The organism is Micromonospora sp. LH3U1 (assembly GCF_028475105.1).
Lineage (GTDB): Bacteria > Actinomycetota > Actinomycetes > Mycobacteriales > Micromonosporaceae > Micromonospora.
In genome coordinates, this window is record NZ_CP116936.1 from 1,938,943 (window position 1) to 1,956,839 (window position 17,897).

General features: G+C 65.2%; 18 protein-coding genes and 1 pseudogene. 6 read left to right on the forward strand and 13 right to left on the reverse strand.

Annotation, left to right across the window (positions count from 1 at the left end; all coding sequences use genetic code 11):
• Positions 1-49: 49 nt before the first annotated feature.
• The 3 genes from PCA76_RS08960 to PCA76_RS08970 are packed head-to-tail and all read right to left on the reverse strand — an operon-like array spanning position 50 to position 3,029.
• Positions 50-1,270 carry a tyrosine-type recombinase/integrase gene (locus tag PCA76_RS08960; RefSeq protein WP_272616588.1) on the reverse strand — a complete coding sequence of 407 codons (1,221 nt, stop codon included), beginning with the start codon at positions 1,268-1,270 and terminating at the stop codon, positions 50-52.
• Entirely contained in the window at positions 1,270-1,467 is a 198-nt protein-coding gene (locus PCA76_RS08965) for an excisionase family DNA-binding protein (protein WP_272616589.1), read from the reverse strand. Before PCA76_RS08965 ends, PCA76_RS08960 begins: the two co-directional genes overlap by 1 nt.
• A complete protein-coding gene (locus PCA76_RS08970; RefSeq protein WP_272616590.1) occupies positions 1,464-3,029 on the reverse strand; it encodes a replication initiator in 1,566 nt (521 codons plus the stop codon). The genes PCA76_RS08965 and PCA76_RS08970 overlap by 4 nt, the downstream gene beginning before the upstream one ends.
• A gap of 1,366 nt (positions 3,030-4,395) precedes the next feature.
• On the opposite strand from PCA76_RS08970, the gene PCA76_RS08975 reads away from it, so the two are divergent.
• Together PCA76_RS08975 and PCA76_RS08980 are read left to right on the forward strand one after the other, a co-directional pair.
• On the forward strand, positions 4,396-4,677 hold the full coding sequence (locus PCA76_RS08975) for a hypothetical protein (protein ID WP_272616591.1): 282 nt from the start codon (positions 4,396-4,398) through the stop codon (positions 4,675-4,677).
• A gap of 298 nt (positions 4,678-4,975) precedes the next feature.
• Positions 4,976-5,503 (forward strand): hypothetical protein, encoded by a 528-nt coding sequence (locus tag PCA76_RS08980; protein ID WP_272616592.1) that lies wholly within the window; start codon positions 4,976-4,978, stop codon positions 5,501-5,503.
• A 58-nt stretch (positions 5,504-5,561) separates the two neighbouring features.
• Here PCA76_RS08980 and PCA76_RS08985 read toward each other — a convergent pair whose 3' ends face one another.
• The gene (locus PCA76_RS08985; RefSeq protein ID WP_272616593.1) at positions 5,562-6,794 is read right to left on the reverse strand and encodes a hypothetical protein; all 1,233 of its coding nucleotides are present in this window, start codon (positions 6,792-6,794) and stop codon (positions 5,562-5,564) included.
• Positions 6,791-7,360 carry a DUF4365 domain-containing protein gene (locus PCA76_RS08990; RefSeq protein WP_272616594.1) on the reverse strand — a complete coding sequence of 190 codons (570 nt, stop codon included), beginning with the start codon at positions 7,358-7,360 and terminating at the stop codon, positions 6,791-6,793. Before PCA76_RS08990 ends, PCA76_RS08985 begins: the two co-directional genes overlap by 4 nt.
• A 474-nt stretch (positions 7,361-7,834) precedes the next feature.
• Here PCA76_RS08990 and PCA76_RS08995 point away from each other — a divergent pair, with 474 nt between their 5' ends.
• The gene (locus tag PCA76_RS08995; protein WP_272616595.1) at positions 7,835-9,004 is read left to right on the forward strand and encodes an LAGLIDADG family homing endonuclease; all 1,170 of its coding nucleotides are present in this window, start codon (positions 7,835-7,837) and stop codon (positions 9,002-9,004) included.
• 987 nt (positions 9,005-9,991) lie between these two features.
• Here PCA76_RS08995 and PCA76_RS09000 read toward each other — a convergent pair.
• The 5 genes from PCA76_RS09000 to PCA76_RS09020 all read right to left on the reverse strand — a co-directional run bounded on the left by PCA76_RS09000 (position 9,992) and on the right by PCA76_RS09020 (position 12,594).
• Positions 9,992-10,489: a hypothetical protein gene (locus tag PCA76_RS09000; protein ID WP_272616596.1), complete on the reverse strand. Its 498-nt coding sequence runs from the start codon at positions 10,487-10,489 to the stop codon at positions 9,992-9,994.
• A gap of 379 nt (positions 10,490-10,868) precedes the next feature.
• Entirely contained in the window at positions 10,869-11,054 is a 186-nt protein-coding gene (locus PCA76_RS09005) for a hypothetical protein (protein WP_272616597.1), read from the reverse strand.
• Positions 11,055-11,367: 313 nt separating this feature from the next.
• Positions 11,368-11,601, reverse strand: a complete 234-nt coding sequence (locus PCA76_RS09010; RefSeq protein WP_272616598.1) for a hypothetical protein — start codon at positions 11,599-11,601, stop codon at positions 11,368-11,370.
• A gap of 238 nt (positions 11,602-11,839) precedes the next feature.
• Positions 11,840-12,265 carry a hypothetical protein gene (locus PCA76_RS09015; protein ID WP_272616599.1) on the reverse strand — a complete coding sequence of 142 codons (426 nt, stop codon included), beginning with the start codon at positions 12,263-12,265 and terminating at the stop codon, positions 11,840-11,842.
• 113 nt (positions 12,266-12,378) lie between these two features.
• Positions 12,379-12,594 (reverse strand): winged helix-turn-helix domain-containing protein, encoded by a 216-nt coding sequence (locus tag PCA76_RS09020; protein ID WP_272616600.1) that lies wholly within the window; start codon positions 12,592-12,594, stop codon positions 12,379-12,381.
• A gap of 657 nt (positions 12,595-13,251) precedes the next feature.
• Between PCA76_RS09020 and PCA76_RS09025 the strand changes: the two genes are divergently transcribed.
• The gene (locus tag PCA76_RS09025) at positions 13,252-13,425 is read left to right on the forward strand and encodes a hypothetical protein (protein WP_167362340.1); all 174 of its coding nucleotides are present in this window, start codon (positions 13,252-13,254) and stop codon (positions 13,423-13,425) included.
• 458 nt (positions 13,426-13,883) lie between these two features.
• On the opposite strand, the gene PCA76_RS09030 is transcribed toward PCA76_RS09025, so the two are convergent.
• Positions 13,884-14,378 (reverse strand): excalibur calcium-binding domain-containing protein, encoded by a 495-nt coding sequence (locus tag PCA76_RS09030; protein ID WP_272616601.1) that lies wholly within the window; start codon positions 14,376-14,378, stop codon positions 13,884-13,886.
• A gap of 560 nt (positions 14,379-14,938) precedes the next feature.
• Between PCA76_RS09030 and PCA76_RS09035 the strand changes: the two genes are divergently transcribed.
• Entirely contained in the window at positions 14,939-15,163 is a 225-nt protein-coding gene (locus PCA76_RS09035; protein ID WP_272616602.1) for a hypothetical protein, read from the forward strand.
• 169 nt (positions 15,164-15,332) lie between these two features.
• Here the strand turns inward: PCA76_RS09035 and PCA76_RS32790 are convergent.
• Both PCA76_RS32790 and PCA76_RS09040 read right to left on the reverse strand, forming a co-directional pair.
• A pseudogene (locus PCA76_RS32790) lies at positions 15,333-15,467 on the reverse strand (helix-turn-helix domain-containing protein); the annotation flags it as partial.
• A 711-nt stretch (positions 15,468-16,178) separates the two neighbouring features.
• Positions 16,179-16,481: a hypothetical protein gene (locus PCA76_RS09040; RefSeq protein ID WP_272619830.1), complete on the reverse strand. Its 303-nt coding sequence runs from the start codon at positions 16,479-16,481 to the stop codon at positions 16,179-16,181.
• 549 nt (positions 16,482-17,030) lie between these two features.
• On the opposite strand from PCA76_RS09040, the gene PCA76_RS09045 reads away from it, so the two are divergent.
• Positions 17,031-17,867 carry an IS5 family transposase gene (locus tag PCA76_RS09045; RefSeq protein ID WP_272616603.1) on the forward strand — a complete coding sequence of 279 codons (837 nt, stop codon included), beginning with the start codon at positions 17,031-17,033 and terminating at the stop codon, positions 17,865-17,867.
• Positions 17,868-17,897: the final 30 nt, after the last annotated feature.

Below are 17,897 nucleotides of genomic sequence, written 5' to 3' on the forward strand. Positions count from 1 at the left end.
GGGAGGTGGCCTTTCTGCTTGTGTACAGCAGCTAAGTACAGCAACGGCGTCAGTGGCCGAGTGAATCGCCAAGGCGCTTGAGGGCGTCTCTAGTCGCCTTGTTTGATACCTGCGTGTAGATCTCCATCGTCACGGAGAAGCGGGCGTGCCTCAGCACCTGCATGGCGACTCTGGGATGGACGTCGAGGTCTGCGAGCAGCGTGGCGCAGGTGCGGCGGGCGTCGTGGACGGTGATCGGCTTGACGTTGGTCTTCTCGCACCTCGCCTGCCACGACCATTGGAAGTTGCGCGGCTCGATGGGTGTGCCGTAGCGGGTGGTGAATACGAGTCCGGCCTCGTGCCACGCCTTCCCGGCGGCTGCTTCGGCCTCATCGCGTTGCTGTTGTCTGAGCTTGAGAGCGGTCAGGCAGATGTCGGGCAGGGGGAGGGTGGCGTCGGATGCCTGAGTCTTGGTGTCGCGGTGCAGGAGCTGCCCACGCACGCGTTGCAGTTGGCGACCGATGGTCAGCTCCCCAGCGTCGAGGTCGACGTCCTCCCACGTCAGTCCCAGGGCCTCGCCTTTGCGCAGGCCGGTCACGAGGACCAGGGCATAGGCGGCGTAGAGCGGGTCCTCGTCTGCGCGGGCCGATTCGAGGAACTTGCGCGCCTCGTCGCTCGACCACGACTTGCCACGTCGACGGCGGACGGTGGCCAGGGTGACCGCCACGGCCGGGTTCTTGGTGATGAGGTCTTCGGCTTGGGCGTGGGTGAGGGCGGCCCGCAGTGCGGCCCGGATGTCGCTCACCGTGCGCGTCGAGGGGACGGCCTGACAGCAGCGGCCGAGGGCGCAGCAGCGGCGTTTCTCCTTGGGCCGTGCGGCGTCCTTGCCCTGCTCGCAGCACTGGCAGGTGCGGGCCACCTGGTTGATCCAGGTCTGCACGTCCCGCGACTGGAGCCGGTCCAGTCGCTTGCCGCCGAGGCCGGGGGAGATGTAGCGGCGAACGAACGTCTCGTAGGTCGCATAGGTCAACGGTGCGCGGTTCGGCTCGACGATCTCGTTCAGCCAGTAGGTGAGGAAGCTGCCAACCGTCGGAACGCTTGTCGCCACTGGCCCGGCCTTGGCCTGCTGGTGAAGCTTGATCCACTTGTCGTGGACGGCCTCGCGGGTCTTGCCGTAGACGTACTTCCGGGTGCGCCTGCCGTCCGGCTTGGTGACCCAGACGTAGGCGGCGAAGCCGTTGCGGTAGGGGAAGATGGAGCCTTCGCCGTTAGCTCGCGCGCGTCCGGGCATCAGGCTGCCTCCTGGCGTTCGACCTGCTCGCGGATGTAGTCGTCGACCCACTCCGGGAGGACGCGGCGGTACTTGCCGTCCTTGATAGAGCGCAGCTCGCCGGTGGCGATCTTCATCTTGACCTTGGAGATGCCGAAGCCGAGAAGGACGGCGACCTCGGCGGGCGAGTACCAGCGCGGGGTGAGATCACGGCTCATGCGGCGGCCCCGGTAAGCCAGGCTTCGTGGGCAAGCTCTTCCCGACCGATGCGTCTGGCCTGCCGGCGCTGCGCGGCGGCGGTGTTGGCCAGGAGTGCGTCGCCTTCGGTGAGCCATCCGGAGCCGGCGTAGGTGAGGGTGCCGATGGTGACGGTGCCGGGGGTGTGGTCGTCCTCTTCACGGCGGTAGGTGGCGCGGGTGTCGCGGAGCAGGCCGAAGGTGACGGAGTAGCGGCGGGCCTTGGTGAGGAAATGGCCGCCGAAACCGAGCATGTGCGCCCAGCGGCGCAGTCCGGCGTAGGCGTTCGGTTGGGTGTCAAGGCTGTCTTGACGGTCGCCGGCCGTTGTGGCGCCGCTGGCGGTGTCGGTGCCGGTGGGCCTGCCGAGGTGCCAGCAGGCGTCGATGAGGCGGGCGAGGTGGTCGCCTGCCGGATCGGCGTAGTCGTCGATGGTGGCCGGGGTGAGCCGGGTGAAGGAGCGCCCGGTGGATTCGGTGGCCTTGGTGGCGTACTTGGCCAGGTAGGCGGCCACCTTGCCGTCGGTCAACTCGCCGTCGGCGGCGTTGATCTGTCGCACGTCGACCTGCTCGCCCCAGGCCACCATCCAGCCCTGCGGCCGGTCAGGATGTGAAGGTGTGGTGACGACGATCTGCCGGGCGGCGGCATGGATTGCGGCGTCTAGGTCGTCGACGGTGATGCCGGCCGGTGGCGGAACGAGAGCATCCGGGTCAGGGTCGACACCGTCGAGCCGCAGCAGGACGTGGAAATGCACGGCTGCCCGGCGCTGCATCTCGGCGACCTTGCCGTGCGACACCCGCACCGGCGGCAACCGGCGCACCTTGCCGGAGCCGGTGACGACCTGGACGAAGGTGATGCCGCGACGTCGGCAGAGGGCGGCGAGGTGCCGTTCGATGGCCTGTTTGGTGCGCCGCCACAGTTCGCCGGAGAAGTAGTTCCAGACGGCCTGGTGATCGTGGTCGTAGCAGTCCAGGCACAACGGCTGCCCGAGCTGCGGGTCGTCGACGTCGTGGCGGGCGAAGCACGCCGCGGGCTGTCCGTGCTGGCAGGTGCCGGCGGCACTTCGGGCGCGGCAGGGAGCGGGCCGGCAGTCGCAGCGCTGCCGGGTGGCGCAGGTATGGCGGGCGACGTGCCGGTGGTGGACTGCGCCGAAGGACGGAGCGGTGAAGGTGGCGAAGACGACCGGGTGTCGGCCGACCGAGTCGGGTACGCCCTTGCCGCCGGTCAGGCCGCAGCGCACGACCTGGTAAGCGTCACCGGCGTAGACCCAGGCGCAGTCCGGGCACTGCGATTCGCGGCGGTTGCCGCACGCCTTGTAGAGCGCTTGGTCGGGCAGCTCGTCGGTCTGGAGTTGGCCGGTGATGCGGCCCGTGGTCGTCTCGACGGCTGCGATGGTGCCAGTGAGTCGGATTGGCCGGGCGCAGCCGCCGGCAGCGGCGGTGTGCTCAAGCCAGCCGGAGAACTCCGGGGTGGCGGCGCGGTGCAGGGCTTGGGCGTTCCGACCGACGGCGACGCCGGGCCGGTGCAGGGTGAGCGGGGTGGACACGGTCTTCTCCTCAGGGGGTGGCAGGGACGGGAGCCGAAGCACCACCAGCCGTGGACGTTGGTCCGCTGGTGGTGTTCGTCGTGTCTCCTGGCACCGCCGGGAGGGCGGCTGACGCCGGAGGGCGGGTTCGTGGTGGTGCCACGTCCCGCCGATGGTTGTGTCCTCTCGCGCTTGTCGAACTGATGACGAAGGCCGGCACGGGTGGGGAGCCTGGGAAGTCGGCATCCGACCGGTTGCCGCAGGCTGCCCCTACCCGTGTAGGTGTGCGAATCCGGGCCATCGTGGACGGCAGTGAAGCCGTGCTGGGCCGCTCAGGGGATTCGGATAACCGGCGCGGTGGCCGGTGCGATCGAGAGCCGGCGGGACGTGACCCGCATCAGCGGCAGGAAGGCCGCTCGGCATCTCCGAGGTCGAGTCCAGCGATCCGGCAGGAAGGCCACGCTGGCGTGCTCGACGAGCGCCAGAGTAGCACCGGGTACCGACACGTCAACCGCCGTGATGTCGCCGGATGGAGGTGGGGCGGCAGGCTGCCGGCGGTGTGGGAGGACTTTCTGTACGTCTATCAAGGCGGCCCTGAAGGGGCCGCACGCGCCGCCGCCTGGGCGCGCACCGGCCGCTGCCGCTGTCGCTCTGCGGCCGTCACGCCCGAACGCCCGGCGGCTGGCGCGGAGAGCGGGTGCCCGGAGAGCCGCCGCCGAACGACAAGCAAGCCCTCCGATGCGTGGGGTGGTTGGGCCGACAGCCGGCCGGGCCGCGCGGCCAGGACCCGCGCGGCGTAGGTGAGCGCACGCCGGCGGCGTCGGCGGGCTGGCGACTCGCGCGAGGTTGCGGTTAGTGCGCCTCCGGCGGGGGCGCTCCGGCTCCAGGACGGCCGGGCTAAGCCGGCGAGTCTCGGTCCGTGGTAGTTGCGGTAGTCCATCCCGTCTGCCCTCGACCCGGGCAAGCCGAGCAGACCGCCGCCCGACCCGCCAGCGTCCGAACGCGCGTCAAGTTCCGCTTTACATGGCGGGTCGGGCGGCGGCCCGCTCCCCAGCAGGGCGGGTCGAGGGCAGACGGGACGGCAGCTGGCCAGCCGCTAGTCTGGCAATGGCCGACGCGGTGAGACGGGTCCTTATCAGCGGGTCCCACCGCGCTTTAAGGACCGAAACAATCGGGAGGCTTTTGTCAGCATTCCTACTCTTCCTCGATCGCCCGCCTCCTTCTTTAGGTCAGATATCCAAGCTGCCTGACTCCGTAGCCACCCGTGCTCGGCGAGGTGTTCAAAGCCCTTCGGCATGCCCCCAGACACAGTGAACAGACGCCTAGGTGGCTCCTGTCCACGACGCTTCCATTGCAGGCCTGAAGCGTCGACAAAGTAGGCCTGCGCTTGCTGAATCTCACTGACGTCGCATTCGATATGGAAGGCGTGTCGACCGTTAGGCGCAAGGTCTGTCAGATGGTCGGTCGAGCTGCCTCCTGGAACGTCAACCACTGTGACGATATCGAGAACGGCGGCACTGCTCAGGTTGCGCAAAGTGACTTCCGTTCCACCGGCCCCGTCGTCGTTTATGGAGACGAGAACCATTCTTGCTTGCGCAGCCGCTCGGTCTTGGTCGTCGACTCGCCGCAGCCTTACTTCTCGAAGGAAAAGCAGGACCGTCGCGATTAGTGCAAGAGTTGACAAAATGGAGCCTATGACCGTGCCCCATGCTTGCATCCAGTCGGTGACTGATGGCGCGTCCTGTGTCGGCAATGAGCCCGAGGATTGCAAAGGGGCTGGTAGACCAGACGAATTTGACGGAATACAGGTAGGTGCCACCCCTCAAGCGTAGGCGAGTGGGCGACACCACTTCCCGCCCAGGGCGAAGCGGCAGCTCGTCAGTCGTATCCAGACCTCCCGCGCGACGGCAAAGTGCCCCATTTGGGTGTGTTGGACCGGCGTTGACGCGATTGGATATCATCAGTCCGTGGCTAATGTTGACTTCGGGAACGTTCCTACCTGGATTTCGGGCCTCGGAACAACCGGTGCCTTGCTAATTAACTCGATCCTCCTGCGTAAGGCTTTCAAGGAGCGAGGCGAGATGTTAGAGGAGAAGCGACGGGATCAAGCTAGCCTCGTTACAGCCTGGCTTGACCCGGACAGTCGTAGCATTAAAATCCGCAACGGCTCCGAAGCGGCAATCGACAACTGTTTCGTCTTCATCGATTCGCGCACCGGCGATAAGAAAGAGTTCGATCTAGTCGAGTATTGGGTCGGGGCCGTACCACCGAAGGCCACTAACGAGGTGGCCCCTCGGACAGAACAGCCCCGTCACTGGAAGCTCAACGGGGTGCAATTTCAGGACTCAAGGGGGAGGCTTTGGACCCGCGACTGGATGAATGGGTTACAGGAGCTAACGCCAACGCTTGCGGACAAGAAGCGTTGGCGGCGGGTCAGGGCATGGCTGGCGAAAGTCATTCCGTGGCTCCGCCCCAAGCCGATCGAACTGGAGTAGGTGGAGGGCGCTGTTGCACGCCTATGTCTGCGAGACGTCGCCGCTGAGGAGGCCGCAATCAGGGAGATTCGCCGAACAACTCTTCCGTAAAGGCTTGGTCGGTAAGCTGACTGGCGCTGGAAAGCCTCTCGCCCAACTCGTCGACGTGAGCTACCTCGGACAGAATCTCGGCGTTCAAAAGCCAGTACATATTCCCGTCGCGTTCGAGTTCCCCACTGACGGCGAGAATGAGATCCCCATCATGCGCGTTAACAGCACGATGATAATCCTCAGCATCACTCAATCGAACGCGGACCTTCCGCACCGTGCCCGAGATACTGTCCAGCCCGAAGACGCCAGGGCCGCCAAGATGCTTCTTAGTTAGGAGGTGAACCCGCCCGATTACTGTTTGCCGCACTACCGGTTCGCTCTCTGCGGCTAGGTGGGTTGCCGCCCGTGACAGCGCTTGGGCATCTACGCGAGTAAAGACAAAATGACTATCGGGGATATCGCCGAATAGGTCGGCACCTGAATCCCAGGTGATTGTGACGTCTCCGCCGTCTCCGTCGCGCGACAAGCTTTCAAGCGCCGAGGACAATTCAAAAGAAACCCCTCGACTAATGCCAGCATCAAAACCGCTTAGCGAGGAGGTGGTTCGGTAGTGTTCCACCGCTTCAGCCGTTGCTTCTAGCGCGGCAGCGAAGTGCAGGGTGATGTCTCTGCCGTGGGCTATCCTGCCGGACGTACTCAACCCCGATGTGATAGGGATGGCAGCATCGGTTGGTGCATAAGCGGTAACTATGTAGCTGCCGACTCCTGTTTGCCCCATCAAGATGGAATCTAAGAACCTGTTCGAGAACTGACCGAACCGGTTGCTGTACCGACGCGATCTTTCTACGTACGACTTTGCGCCTGCAACTAGAGCAAGCCGAGCCGCACTAACAAGTTCCTCTCCCTGCTTCCAGCGGATTGTTCCGGGCGGAGCGTCAGTTTCCTTACGGAACTGAAACTGGTCGGCCGTATCCACGATAATTCTTGGCTGGATGACTCGTCGCCACAGATCGCCGGCGTCAGTATTGCTTACTTCGCGGACTGCCGCAGACATCATCTGACTAAATTCCGGAGCCGCGCGATCAAGCGGAACGATCAAAGATCCTTGAAAACCACTAGGGTCATTAAGGCCTGGTGGAGCGAACCTCTTGTATTGCCCTCGACGGGCTCCAACAAGTTTCCAACCCGCTTCTTCAAGCAGCAACGTGAAGCGCTCTGGGTCGATTCGTTCAGGCGAGGGGAGAACGCCCGGATTTGTCACAGGTCCTCCCCTCTTTCGAGTTTGTCCATCATACCGCCAAGCACTTCAGCGTTGAAGATGTCCGCTGTGCGAATCTTCACGCTTGGCGACTTGATACTTGCATCGACCTGACGCCCTTTCAGGTTGATCCAGTAGCAGCAGTGCTCCAGCCGCATGAACTCATGGTTCGGTGTAGTCCAGCTCGCCTGACGGGGCGGTGAGGCCATCACAAGGCAGATACCCTGCACCCCCTTGCGGGGGAAGGCCAGCGCATCAAAATACTTCCGCTGCTTGAACTGGTAGCTGAAGGTCTGGTTGTTCGGGTCAGGCTTGAGCGTGGTGGTGTTCTTGAGCTGGACAGCTAGGGGAGTCTCCTCGCCGACCCCAATCTGAGAGGGAGGGCGGATCAACCAAGCGTCGAAGCCCCAGACGTCGCGGTCGACAGGCTGCATCGTGCATCCCGCTGTGGCTGCGACCGCCGCGACATAAGCCATCTGCAACTGCTCAAGCAGCGTGGTGAAGGTGCGCGCGTCGACCGGCTCGATGCGCTGAGTGGGCTGGGGGGGCACAGGCAGTGCGGCAGGCATGTGCAGACCAGGTGACCCTGCGGCGAGTTGCGACGTGGGAACGCCCCCTACCTCAGCCAAGGAACACCACCCACAGCCCTGTCGATGACTACGTTCCGCCCAGGCTAGATCACTCTCACGTAAGTTAGAAGGTCCTCGCACGTTGTGCAGCGTGGCGTCCTACCTGGATGCCCCCACTCTGCCGCCCGATCGCGGCTATGTTCCTCGGAGGCAGCACCGTGAGGCAGCGAGGAAGCAGCGAGACGGTCAACAGCAGATGACGGAACGCCGCAGCCATCAGTGTGTAGGCCATGCTCGGCGGTAAAGGACGGCGTCGGATGCCATCCAACAATGAGGTGTACCCGCGTTCGGGACGAAGGGGTCAACCTCCCTCAGCGGGGTGGCTCCCTGTCTGTCAGGCTGGCGGTACCTTGCGAGCGCGACCGGCCGCCGTGAGTCCCGGATTTGTCGCCGTCAGGCCCTAGCCTGCCGCATATGGCAATGAGTGCGGCGAACCGCGTCCTCACCGCAAACCGGGGGTGGGCGACACTGCAGGGCCTGCGGGTAGGCGACCAGGTCTTCCACCCCTCGGGAGTGGCGATCGACGTCACAGCGGTCGGCCAGGTGCAGGACGACCGCGACTGCTACCGAGTAGCGACGACCGACGGGCGCGCTGTCATCGTGGACGGCGATCACCTCTGGGAGGTGACCGACAAGAGGGCGGCACGTTCCCTGGGTCCCCGAGGGGCAACGCGAAAGTGGTTCGAGAAGCGGGTGCTATCGACACGGGAGTTGGTCGAATCAGGCTTGTCGCGCTACGTCGGTGGCGGACGGACCTCGGTGACGGACGGCAAGCAGTACGCCACCAACGAATACCGGTATGTGCTGCCAGATCAGAGGGCGCTGGTGTCTGACGACGGAGCGCTGCCCCTAGACCCGTACCTGCTCGGCGCTTGGCTCGGTGACGGCAACTCGTCCAGTGCATCCCTGACCGCGCACATTGCCGACGTTCCCCACTGGGTAGCGGTCATCGGCGCGGCCGGGTTCATGCCAACCGTACGTCCAGGTGGCGGAACGCCGGACACCCGCAGGATCGGCATCACCTGCACAGGCGGGAAGGGCCGTCAGGGCCGGTCCTTCATGGGCCGCCTCACCGAGCTCAGGCTCCGCCGCAACAAGCACGTGCCGGATGCCTACCTCTCGGCCGGCAGCAGGCAACGGGAGGCGCTGCTGCAGGGACTGCTGGACACCGACGGCACGGTGAACGCGACTCGGGGCCAGGTGGAGTTCTGCTCCATGAACGCTCACCTGGCCAGCGCAGTCTTGCAACTCGCCCGATCGCTGGGGTGGCGCGCCACGCTGCGCACGGGTCGCGCAACTCTGGCAGGCAGGGACTGCGGCGAAAAGTTTCGGGTCTTCTTCACGCCCGTGCGTACCGATCCCTTCGCGCCGTTTCGGCTGGCCCGCAAGCGTGATCGCGTCAAGGCACTGGACGGCGGGAAGGGTCGTTCAACCCTGTCCATCTCGGCCATAACCGTGGCGGAGCCCGTGCCGGTATGCGACATCCAGGTGACGGCCTTAGACGGGCTGATCGTGCTCGGTGACGACTTCGTTCCGACCCTCGCGAGCCCACCCTCATCGCGGTCGAAAGGTTCGTCCTGGTGAGTTGAGGACGAGGTGCTGTACGTCCAGCGAGGGGACGCCCCGGCTATGGCGCATCGAGGTCCCCTCGAATGGCGCCGAAGGTGGTAGCCGGGGTCCCGGGGCACACAGGGGGCACAAGACGCCGTGAAATGTCGTCAATCAGCGAACAACCATGACAGCCTGAGACGCCGGTTGAGCAGGTGTCGGACGGTGTCGCCGCTGGTAGCGGGATAGCGGCTCTTAGTTCCGCTTTAACGTCTGACACGGCTGACGGTGCTGCGGGCGTGGCACCCGCCCTGACGGCGGCCCACGTTACGGGTCCGGTAGCTCGTTCGGGTCTGCGATGAGCGCATCTAGCTGTTCGACACGTCGTCGGAGCACTCTGGCTGCGACCGGTGGCAAGGCACGCATGGCGAGGTCCAGGACCCGACGATGATCGAGGGGGTCTGGACAGCATGACGGCTGGCCACAACCTCGCGTCTCTGACCTCTGCTGCCGAGATGCGCGAACGTACAGCTTCCAGCCCTGTAGGGCCTCGGCGACCGCGCCAGGGTGTAGGCGTGACCGCTCGACCTCGGCAATGTCGGACTGACCTCGGCGAGGAATGCCAGGAACGACTGCGATCCGTTCTCCGGGCCGTGGTTGCCGACGTAGGCCTGCCCGGATCTGCCCTGATGATCTACGAGGCACGGCTCTTTCGGGTTGTCGACATGAGCTCATGATCCCACGGACCTCGGTCGTAGCGCGCCGGCCCGGCTCGGGGCAGGTCGACGAGGACCAGGGCCAGGCCGTCACCAGGCCGTCGGAGGTCGATCGTGAGTGACCAACGATCACCACTGGTGAGGACATCTGTCCAGGTAGCAGGACGTGTTCGGCCCGATCACCAGCCCGGCCGGGTCCGCCCTACCTGTAGTTAGTGAACTGCATGAGAAGGATCGCTACCCGCAGCAACATGCGGCCGTTCCTGTCCAGCCCACAGGGTGCACTCTGGGCTGTCTCCGGATCGGGTCAGGTTGGTGTGGCGGCCGAGTCGGCCAGCTCGGCCGGGGCGCTCCGCATCGGCTTGCGCGCCTTGAGTGTCGCGGTCATCGACCAGGCCAGCGCGACCAGCAGGGCCGCGATGGCGGCGGGAATAGTTCCCCACGGCAGGGCAAGCGTCGAAAGCGTCGCGGACTGCTGACCGTCGGCGAGCACCCGGGGTTGCTTGACCGACTCCGGAATGGCGACCTCCCATTCGTAGGCGCTGTTCGGTTCTTCGTCGATGGCCTTCCAGGACTCCTTGACATCGACTCCGTAGATCGGCCCTTGATGCCCGTGGCCGCCGCGAGTCCAGTTGCCGATGCAGCGGCTGTGCATAACCTCCAACCGGTCGTAGGTGACGTAGCAATGGTCCACAGTGGCCCGCGGCTGGTCACCGGGCCACAAGCCGGCCGTCCAGCTCAGCACTCCACCGAGGGTCAAGCCCACGATGACGACCGCGGCGAGCCGCACCCTGAACGGAATCATGAGCTCGTCCTCCTCGTCGCTGCGCCCGGTTGAGCGGGCAGTATCTCAACCGGCTGTCGGACTTGCTACCAGACCGCTGCAGCCTCAGACCGACGAGCCGGGGCTTGTAACCTGCGCATGGAGCCATCCGCAACCGCCGCGCCGGCAATCTATAGGTCTAGGACCACGACCAGGACCAGGAGTTGGGCGTGGGCTTCACCAGCCACGGTCGTGCGGAGTCAGCAAACAGTCTGCTGCGCGGCGATGACGGACGGAAGGAGCGACAGAGCGAGCGCGCGTGAGTTCACCTGACGATGTCTGCTGACACTGACCGACTACCGCGACCAGGCTCCCCCCGGCGGGGGTCGTCCCTTTCCACGGTTCGTGCTCGCTGCAGCTCCTACGCCCCCCACTCGCGGCGCACTGGAGGCTGCGGCGGATCCTCGTGCGGGGGATCTGTGTCTACGGTCTCGACCAGGTCCTCGGCCGGCGTGACTCGGGCGGGCAGCTCGCCGAACCTGACGTGCCGCAGGTGGGCGAACTCCTCGTCCGTTGACCGTTCGGTGTGCCCTCGATCCTCACCCATCGCCGACCTCCCTCGTCGGGTTCCATTGTCCCCCGCTGAGTCGATCTACGCGTTGGTGGCGACCTGTCGAGGTCGCGGGGTTACCGCCCGGGCCGGAGGGGTGACCATAGCCGGGTCGCCAGCGCAATGGCTGTCGACAGCAACGCTGACAGCAACTGTCCCGGACGGCCGCACGCTGGCGAAGGCGGACACGGACGACGTTCCGAGCTTGCGGCCGTTCCCGGACATGTACGGACGCGGTGCACAGAGCTTGTAAGCGAGTCGTCCGGGTTCGGCGCTGTGCTAGCGAGAGTTCCCCGTGCCCGCCGCGAGCTTACTGCTTGGCCCAGTGGCGAAAGACCTCCTGCACCGCGGTGTGCCAGGGGACCCCGCCGTCGTCGTAGCCTTTGCCCGGGGCCCCGGTTGTCGAGTTGACAACGAGGGCTGCGAGCGACGGTTCGCCGGCCTCGATACACAGGTCCGAAAGCTTGTCCAGCACGCGGCCCATATGGGTGCTGAGGGCCACTCCCGTCATGCCGATCGCTAGACCCAGCTCCTTGTACGTCACCAGCGAGCGACGGCGAGCTGCCAAAATTAGAGCCGCCCGCGCTTGAAGGGCCTGCTGTCCTGTCTCTGTCGATGCCACATGGACATACTGCCGCCGTGATCTTCGTATCGAAAGGGGTGGTCAGGGATCCATGGCCAAGATCCGGACTATGCGCCGAACGATCTAGGGGGTCAGGGAATGGCTGACTGGCCTTTTCGCTGCTCAAGGCATCTTTGCTCAACGCAGCGCAACTGCCTTCCTAAACCGTGTATCGGTCGAGCTGGCCCGGATGCACCCGGAACAGGCATTGTCCGTCCTCGGCTTCGACCCCGTGCGGTGCGGTTGAGACGACGAGTGCACCGTCATCTCGGTTGACGATGCTGCACAGGATGTGGACAGGTGCAGGCAGGCGAGCCTCAAGGCGCGAATTGTCAGCGGTGAAGACCGGGACCTTGTCGACGAAGTACCACGACGTGTTGTTGACGTCGACGAGGCGTACCCGCAGCCAGCCCGGGAAGTCGTGGCTGATCCACGAAACTGCTTCGCAGCGGAGGTGGGCTTCTTCGGGAGTCACGAACCGATCGTGCCGGGTTGCCTGCGGCGGTGGCAACATTGCCTGACGCCCGCCGTCGCCGACTCCGACTCCGACAGCAACGATCCCGAACAGCGATGTCGAGACGGGCACGGAGAGGGACGCTGCTTCGTGTGCAGATCCACTCGCAGACGAGCGCGGACGCGTAGTGCACAGAGCTTCCAAGCGAGGGATCGCGGTTGCGGCGGCTGGCTCTGCGGAGGGATCTACTCGGCGACGAAGACGCCAACGCCGGGAAGCGTTTCGGTCATCCCTTTGATCCGTAGTACCTGCATGGCGCGGTCGATCACCGGCTCGGTGACCCCGTAATGCTCGATCAACTCACGCCGACTGGGCAGCTTGGAGCCGGGCTGGAACTCGCCGGACTTGATGCGTTCGGAGAGGTCGTCGGCGATCTGCTCGTAGCGGTAACGCGGTGGCACGTGGCTCTCCTCGGTTGGCAACACGAGTAGACCACCTACGTCAGCCCTTGACTACCCAACGGTACCTGTGGGAGGTTGCCAAGGAGGTCGATTCCCTCGGTTGGCGCTGTGGGCCGTCCTCGCAGGCGTGGATGTTCGGCGCGTCCCCCGCGTTCGGGCATCCACGCCTCCGGATTGCTGCGGCACGAGGAGGCGGCAGTCCTCCCTTCGAATCGGGCAGCACGGCAGACCATGACGCGAACGGGAGCGGCGGGCCGGTGAAGCGAGTTTCGTACGACGAGTACGTGCTGGCAGTGGCACTCACTCTCGCTCGCCGTCACCGGCCGGTCTGGTCCTGGCGACACTGGCGGCGCATCTGCCACTGCGGAGGCAATCTGCCGTGCCGAAGCCGCCACCGCATCCCGATCAACCGCGGCCACTGGCCCAACCAGGACGGCCCGCAGTGACCACGCACCACCCGATCAAGCCAGCCTGGACGTGCGGCGGCTGTGCGCGGGAGTGGCCATGCCAGACCCGACGCCAAGAGCTGCGAGCCGAGTACGACCGAGCCCCGGTGTCACTAGCCCTCTACCTGGCCGCCCAACTCGTCGACGCCGCCCAGGACCTGTCCCACGTCCCCGCCGGCCACCTGCATTACCGCTTCCTTGGCTGGACCCGATGAGCATCCTGCGTCCCGGTGACGAGAAGTTCCACTACAGCGACGGCTCCCACAAATGGATCCCACCGGACCCGGACTACGACCAAGAGGTCTGGGACGAACAGGTCCGCCAACACAAGCACGGCCACCTCAGGAACGAGCGCCCGAAGGTCCGCATCCAGCGCCTCGTCTGACGCCAGCAGTACAGCAGCGAAGTACAGCAACCGTGCCAGCCGAACCGAGCTGATAAGCGCGCCAGCAAACCGTCTGACCTCGCATCAAGCCCGATCCGATCACGCTGCCGAGAGTTCACACCGAAGAGGTCGCTGGTTCGATACCAGCATCGCCCACTCTCAGTTTGTGCAGGTCAGAAGCTCGTTACCGCATTAGTCGGTAACGAGCTTCGCCGTATGTGCCGCTTACATTGGGAGCAGGTTGGGAGCAGCGGCTCTGGTTGGTTAGTCCCGCGGGCGGTGACAGGGCAGTCCGATGCCCCGATCGTTCGACCGCTTCGTCCAGGATGCCAGCAGCATCATGAGGGCTGCGACAAGTTGGGCATCGATCCTTTCCGGCGTCCGGTAGTGCCGTCCGGGCACCGGACAGAAGGAAGCCCCGACATTTTGGTTGGTCGGAGCTTCGTCGCGCCATGGCGCTACTCGCTGCCGATGCCGTCGCCGTCCCGGTCCAGTTTCCGCGAGTAGCCCGGGTCGCCCTTGTGGATCGGGTCGGCGCCTGCCTCCCGAACCTCTGTGCAGTTGGCGTAGTACACGTCGCCGTCCGGGGCTGGGCCAGTGTCGCCGTTGCCGCCGTCCGGTTCGCACGCCTCCCCGTCCCGGTCCAGTTCGGGTCGGAAGCCGGGCTCACCCGGGTAGAGGGGATCGGCTCCGGCGTCTCGTACCGCGTCACAATTTTTGTAGTACGGCGTTTTGGGTGGACTACTGGTGCGCAACGGCTGGGGTGCCGGTTTCCGGGCCGGCGCCGTCTTGGTGGGCGCGACAGCGACGGCGGTGGGTCGCAGCATCGGCACGGGGTCGTTGGTGTCGGCGTTCGTGGCGGTGATGCGCTGAACCTGAGCCGACGTGGACAGTTGAGGCTGACTCTGGGCGGCCGGCTTGTCGTCGCCGATGTTTGCCCCGCAGATGATCATGCTGACGATTCCAGGACCATGCCGGCGCCCTGCAGGCTCGCGCTGATACGCCCGCCGCCCGGCACCGGCCCGGTGTCGCCCGGCTTGTACATCGGGTTCATCTGCACACTGAGGCGCCCACTGGCCGGCGTCGACCACCGGCGGCCTGCCCTAGTGGGAAACTCACCGCCAGCCCCTCCGCCACCTTCTCCGCCTTCGATGATGCTGACGTAGAAGCGGTCAAGCCACTCCCCGTCGCTGGGACCTTCGGAGTGCAGGATCGGGCCTGTCTCGCTAAGTGATGGGGCCTCTGGCCAGGCTCCTATCAGGTCACGGCCACGTCAGGTGAGTGCACGAGCAGTCCTCCCGGCCACGGCCGACAGATCCCGTTCAAGACCCGAAGTCAGTTAGGGGGCGGGTCAGACCGGACCGGGAGGACTCTCTCGTCCATCCTCACTGTTAGTGGATGCCCTAGTTCGCCCAGACATCGTGGGCGAAGTACCGATCGAGTCGTGGTCGTTGTGGTGGCCGCGGTACGGCAGGTTGCGCAGCGGGATTCCTGCATGGCGGTGGCGAGGGCGATGACACAACCCCAGCGGGGTACGCCTTTGGCGACGCCGACGTCGACGATGGTGGCGGCGATGTCGAGCTGGTCGGTGTCCCAGGTTCCGGCGCCGGGCGGCTGCCCGGACCGGCGAACGCCGGGTGCGGTGGCGGTGCCGCACCCACCGGCGCCGCTGGCGGCGTCGGTGAACCACGCCGGGTGGTGCCGCCGGGCCCCCGGCCCCGCACGCCTCGGCGAGTGAGTGGCCGTCGGTGACGTCGACGACCGCCTCGCCCGGCCCGGCCGTAGGCGGCGACCAGGCGGGCGGCGAGCCGGACGCCGATGCTGCGCCCGGTGTCGGAGGTGGATGCGGGATTGCGGGGATCGTGCTGCGGTGTGTGCTCGCTCATGTGGTGTCGGCTCCCCGCCGCGGCCCGGCCGCCGTGCCGGGCGACCTCCCGCGAGACCACCGACGGGTTCCGGCTGATCAAGACCCCGATCTGCTTGTGCTCCAGGCCTTCGGCCAGGCCACGGGATATCTCGTCACAGTCAGTCAAGGTCAACATTGCGCGCACGGCGTAACATCCTGTCCCACCGAGCCAGCAAGATCAAATGCTACGACCAGCTGAACCTGCCTCGTCCACCACCGTACAAGCGCAGAAGAGGCACCCTCGCGAGAGGATGCCTCTTGCTGATTGCAGCGTTAGTCGTCGTTGGGACTCAGCGGATCGTCAGCGAACCCGTCGTTGATCCGTCGGTCAAAGCGGCGGGTGTAGAGGTTCAGGGTGGCCGACGGCTTCTCGGGGCCCATCACGGAGGGGCTCCCGGCCAGCTTCCGTGACTCAACGGACGCGGTCTGCCCAAGGTGTCACGCGTATGCCCAACTCGTGTATCCGCAGCTCCGAATGATCGTCTCGCTGTAGTCGCCGAGGCATGCCTGGAACTTAACCTCGGTGCCCTCTGGGAGGTCTCCGTAGGATCGCTGCGTGCAACCATCCCCCGCCCCGCTCGTGTCCCACTTATTTGGGGCTCGGACGCCGTCCAACCAGGCTATGACGACCACGGACCAGCCGTCCGAGTAGGCGTCACAAACCCACATCACATCGCCAGAGTGGTTCCATTCCCCATAGCCGGAGCCCCAGCCTTGGCCGTTGTAGCATCCGTAATACGTGCATGCGGTGGCGTCCGTCCCGGCCTGCGCGGGTGTGGCAAGCGCCGACGCCATCACCACCGCAGTCATCAACACCAGCATCGCCCGCAGCACCCGCCGGACCCTACTAGCCCCAGAGATTTGAGTTTTGTGAACCTTCACGCAACTGTCCTTTCCTGTCCGCGAGCCCTTGGTCAGAAATACCGCCCATCGTCCTGTTGGGACCAGGGTACCGACCGGCGGTCAGCAAGTCGTTGACGATGCGCGCCGAGTGCTTGACGATCCGCGCACGGATCAGCTGAGTAATGAGCAGCCGTTTACTCCACTTCGGCGGCCGACCCGACTTCTTACCCTTGGGCAGTAACGGCTCCAACGCCGCCCACGGCACGTCGGTCAGGTCGTGCCGCCTCGTTGCCGCTACGCTGGCCACGAGGTCTCCGGTGTTCACATCTTCTTGGTCGAAGAACGATCTACCGGAGACCTCGCTGTCTATCGATCACCGACACGCCGGTTGATCAAATTCGGGCGGTCAACCCTGCCCACTTCTGAAACACGGCCTAGCTTGGTTTTTAACCTGCGGGGCGGTGGCATCGACCCCGGCTAATCATGGGGACAGCCCTTGATCGATCATTCCTCTTGTCTAGGGAAGAAGATCGCAAACCAAGGGCTGTCTGGTGATCAGTGTGCATGATGCTGGGTTGACCGATGAGGTCGGGCGGCTGGCGGCGTTCCGGCGTGAGTTCCATCGTTGTCTGACTGGACGTTTGCTTTATCTTCGCGTCAGTAGCAGCCGATTTGCGTGTCGGCCTCGACGGGCGCAAGGTGTCCGACCTGACCGAGAAAGGATGCATCCCGGCCGATTCAGCCCTGACCGGAATCAGAGCATTCCGCAGGGCGATCGTGTCTGGCTCACTTTTACCCTGACATCGACGGACATGAAGTCCATCACGCCCGCGCCCCGCCGCCGTACGCCTGAGCCATGACCACACGGCGACCCTATCCGTCCGACCTGTCCGACGCCCGATGGACCCTGATCGCACCCCGTCTGACCGCCTGGCGACAGGCCCGCACCGACGCCGGCGTCAGCGGCCGCGCCCCCACCCACGACCTGCGCGACATCTTCAACGCCATCCTGTACGTCAACCGCACCGGCATCGCCTGGCGCTACCTGCCCCACGACTTCCCGCCCTACCGGACCGTCTACGGCTACTTCGCCGCCTGGAGCAAGGAAGGCATCTTCACCGAACTGAACTACCAGCTCACCGGACTCGTCCGCGACCACCACGGCCGCACCATCGAACCCACCGCGTCCATCATGGACAGCCAAAGCGTGAAGACCTCCACCAACGTCCCCCTGACCACCCAGGGCATCGACGCCGGAAAGAAGATCGTCGGCCGCAAACGCGGCATCATCACCGACACCCTCGGCCTGCTCCTCGCCGTCATCGTCACCGCCGCCAGCGCCAGCGACAACACCATCGGCATGGACCTACTCGACCGGGCCACCGCCACCTACCCCACCCTGACCAAGACCTGGGCCGACGCAGGATTCAAAAACCGCGTCGTCGAACACGGCGCCACACTCGGCGTCGACGTCGAGATCGTCACCAAAGACCCGCACGTCAAGGGCTTCAGCGTCGTCAAACGCCGATGGGTCGTCGAACGCACCATCGGCTGGCTCATGCACCACCGACGACTCGTGCGCGACTACGAAACCCGACCCGACAACTCCGCCAGTATGATCACCATCGCCATGATCGACAACCTCGCTATACGCCTCACCACCGAAACCACCCCAACCTGGCGAGACGACTAAAACCACAACACACGCAAAATACGTGAATCA

What these genes read in the sequence shown, in the direction of transcription:
- PCA76_RS08965 (WP_272616589.1), bottom strand. Translation starts at nt 1,467, where the DNA reads ATGAGCCGTGATCTCACCCCGCGCTGGTACTCGCCCGCCGAGGTCGCC.
- PCA76_RS09025 (WP_167362340.1), top strand. Translation starts at nt 13,252, where the DNA reads ATGAGCATCCTGCGTCCCGGTGACGAGAAGTTCCACTACAGCGACGGC.
- PCA76_RS09045 (WP_272616603.1), top strand. Translation starts at nt 17,031, where the DNA reads ATGACCACACGGCGACCCTATCCGTCCGACCTGTCCGACGCCCGATGG.
- PCA76_RS09005 (WP_272616597.1), bottom strand. Translation starts at nt 11,054, where the DNA reads ATGGGTGAGGATCGAGGGCACACCGAACGGTCAACGGACGAGGAGTTC.
- PCA76_RS09000 (WP_272616596.1), bottom strand. Translation starts at nt 10,489, where the DNA reads ATGATTCCGTTCAGGGTGCGGCTCGCCGCGGTCGTCATCGTGGGCTTG.
- PCA76_RS08995 (WP_272616595.1), top strand. Translation starts at nt 7,835, where the DNA reads ATGGCAATGAGTGCGGCGAACCGCGTCCTCACCGCAAACCGGGGGTGG.
- PCA76_RS08960 (WP_272616588.1), bottom strand. Translation starts at nt 1,270, where the DNA reads ATGCCCGGACGCGCGCGAGCTAACGGCGAAGGCTCCATCTTCCCCTAC.
- PCA76_RS09035 (WP_272616602.1), top strand. Translation starts at nt 14,939, where the DNA reads ATGACACAACCCCAGCGGGGTACGCCTTTGGCGACGCCGACGTCGACG.
- PCA76_RS09030 (WP_272616601.1), bottom strand. Translation starts at nt 14,378, where the DNA reads ATGATCATCTGCGGGGCAAACATCGGCGACGACAAGCCGGCCGCCCAG.
- PCA76_RS08990 (WP_272616594.1), bottom strand. Translation starts at nt 7,360, where the DNA reads ATGCCTGCCGCACTGCCTGTGCCCCCCCAGCCCACTCAGCGCATCGAG.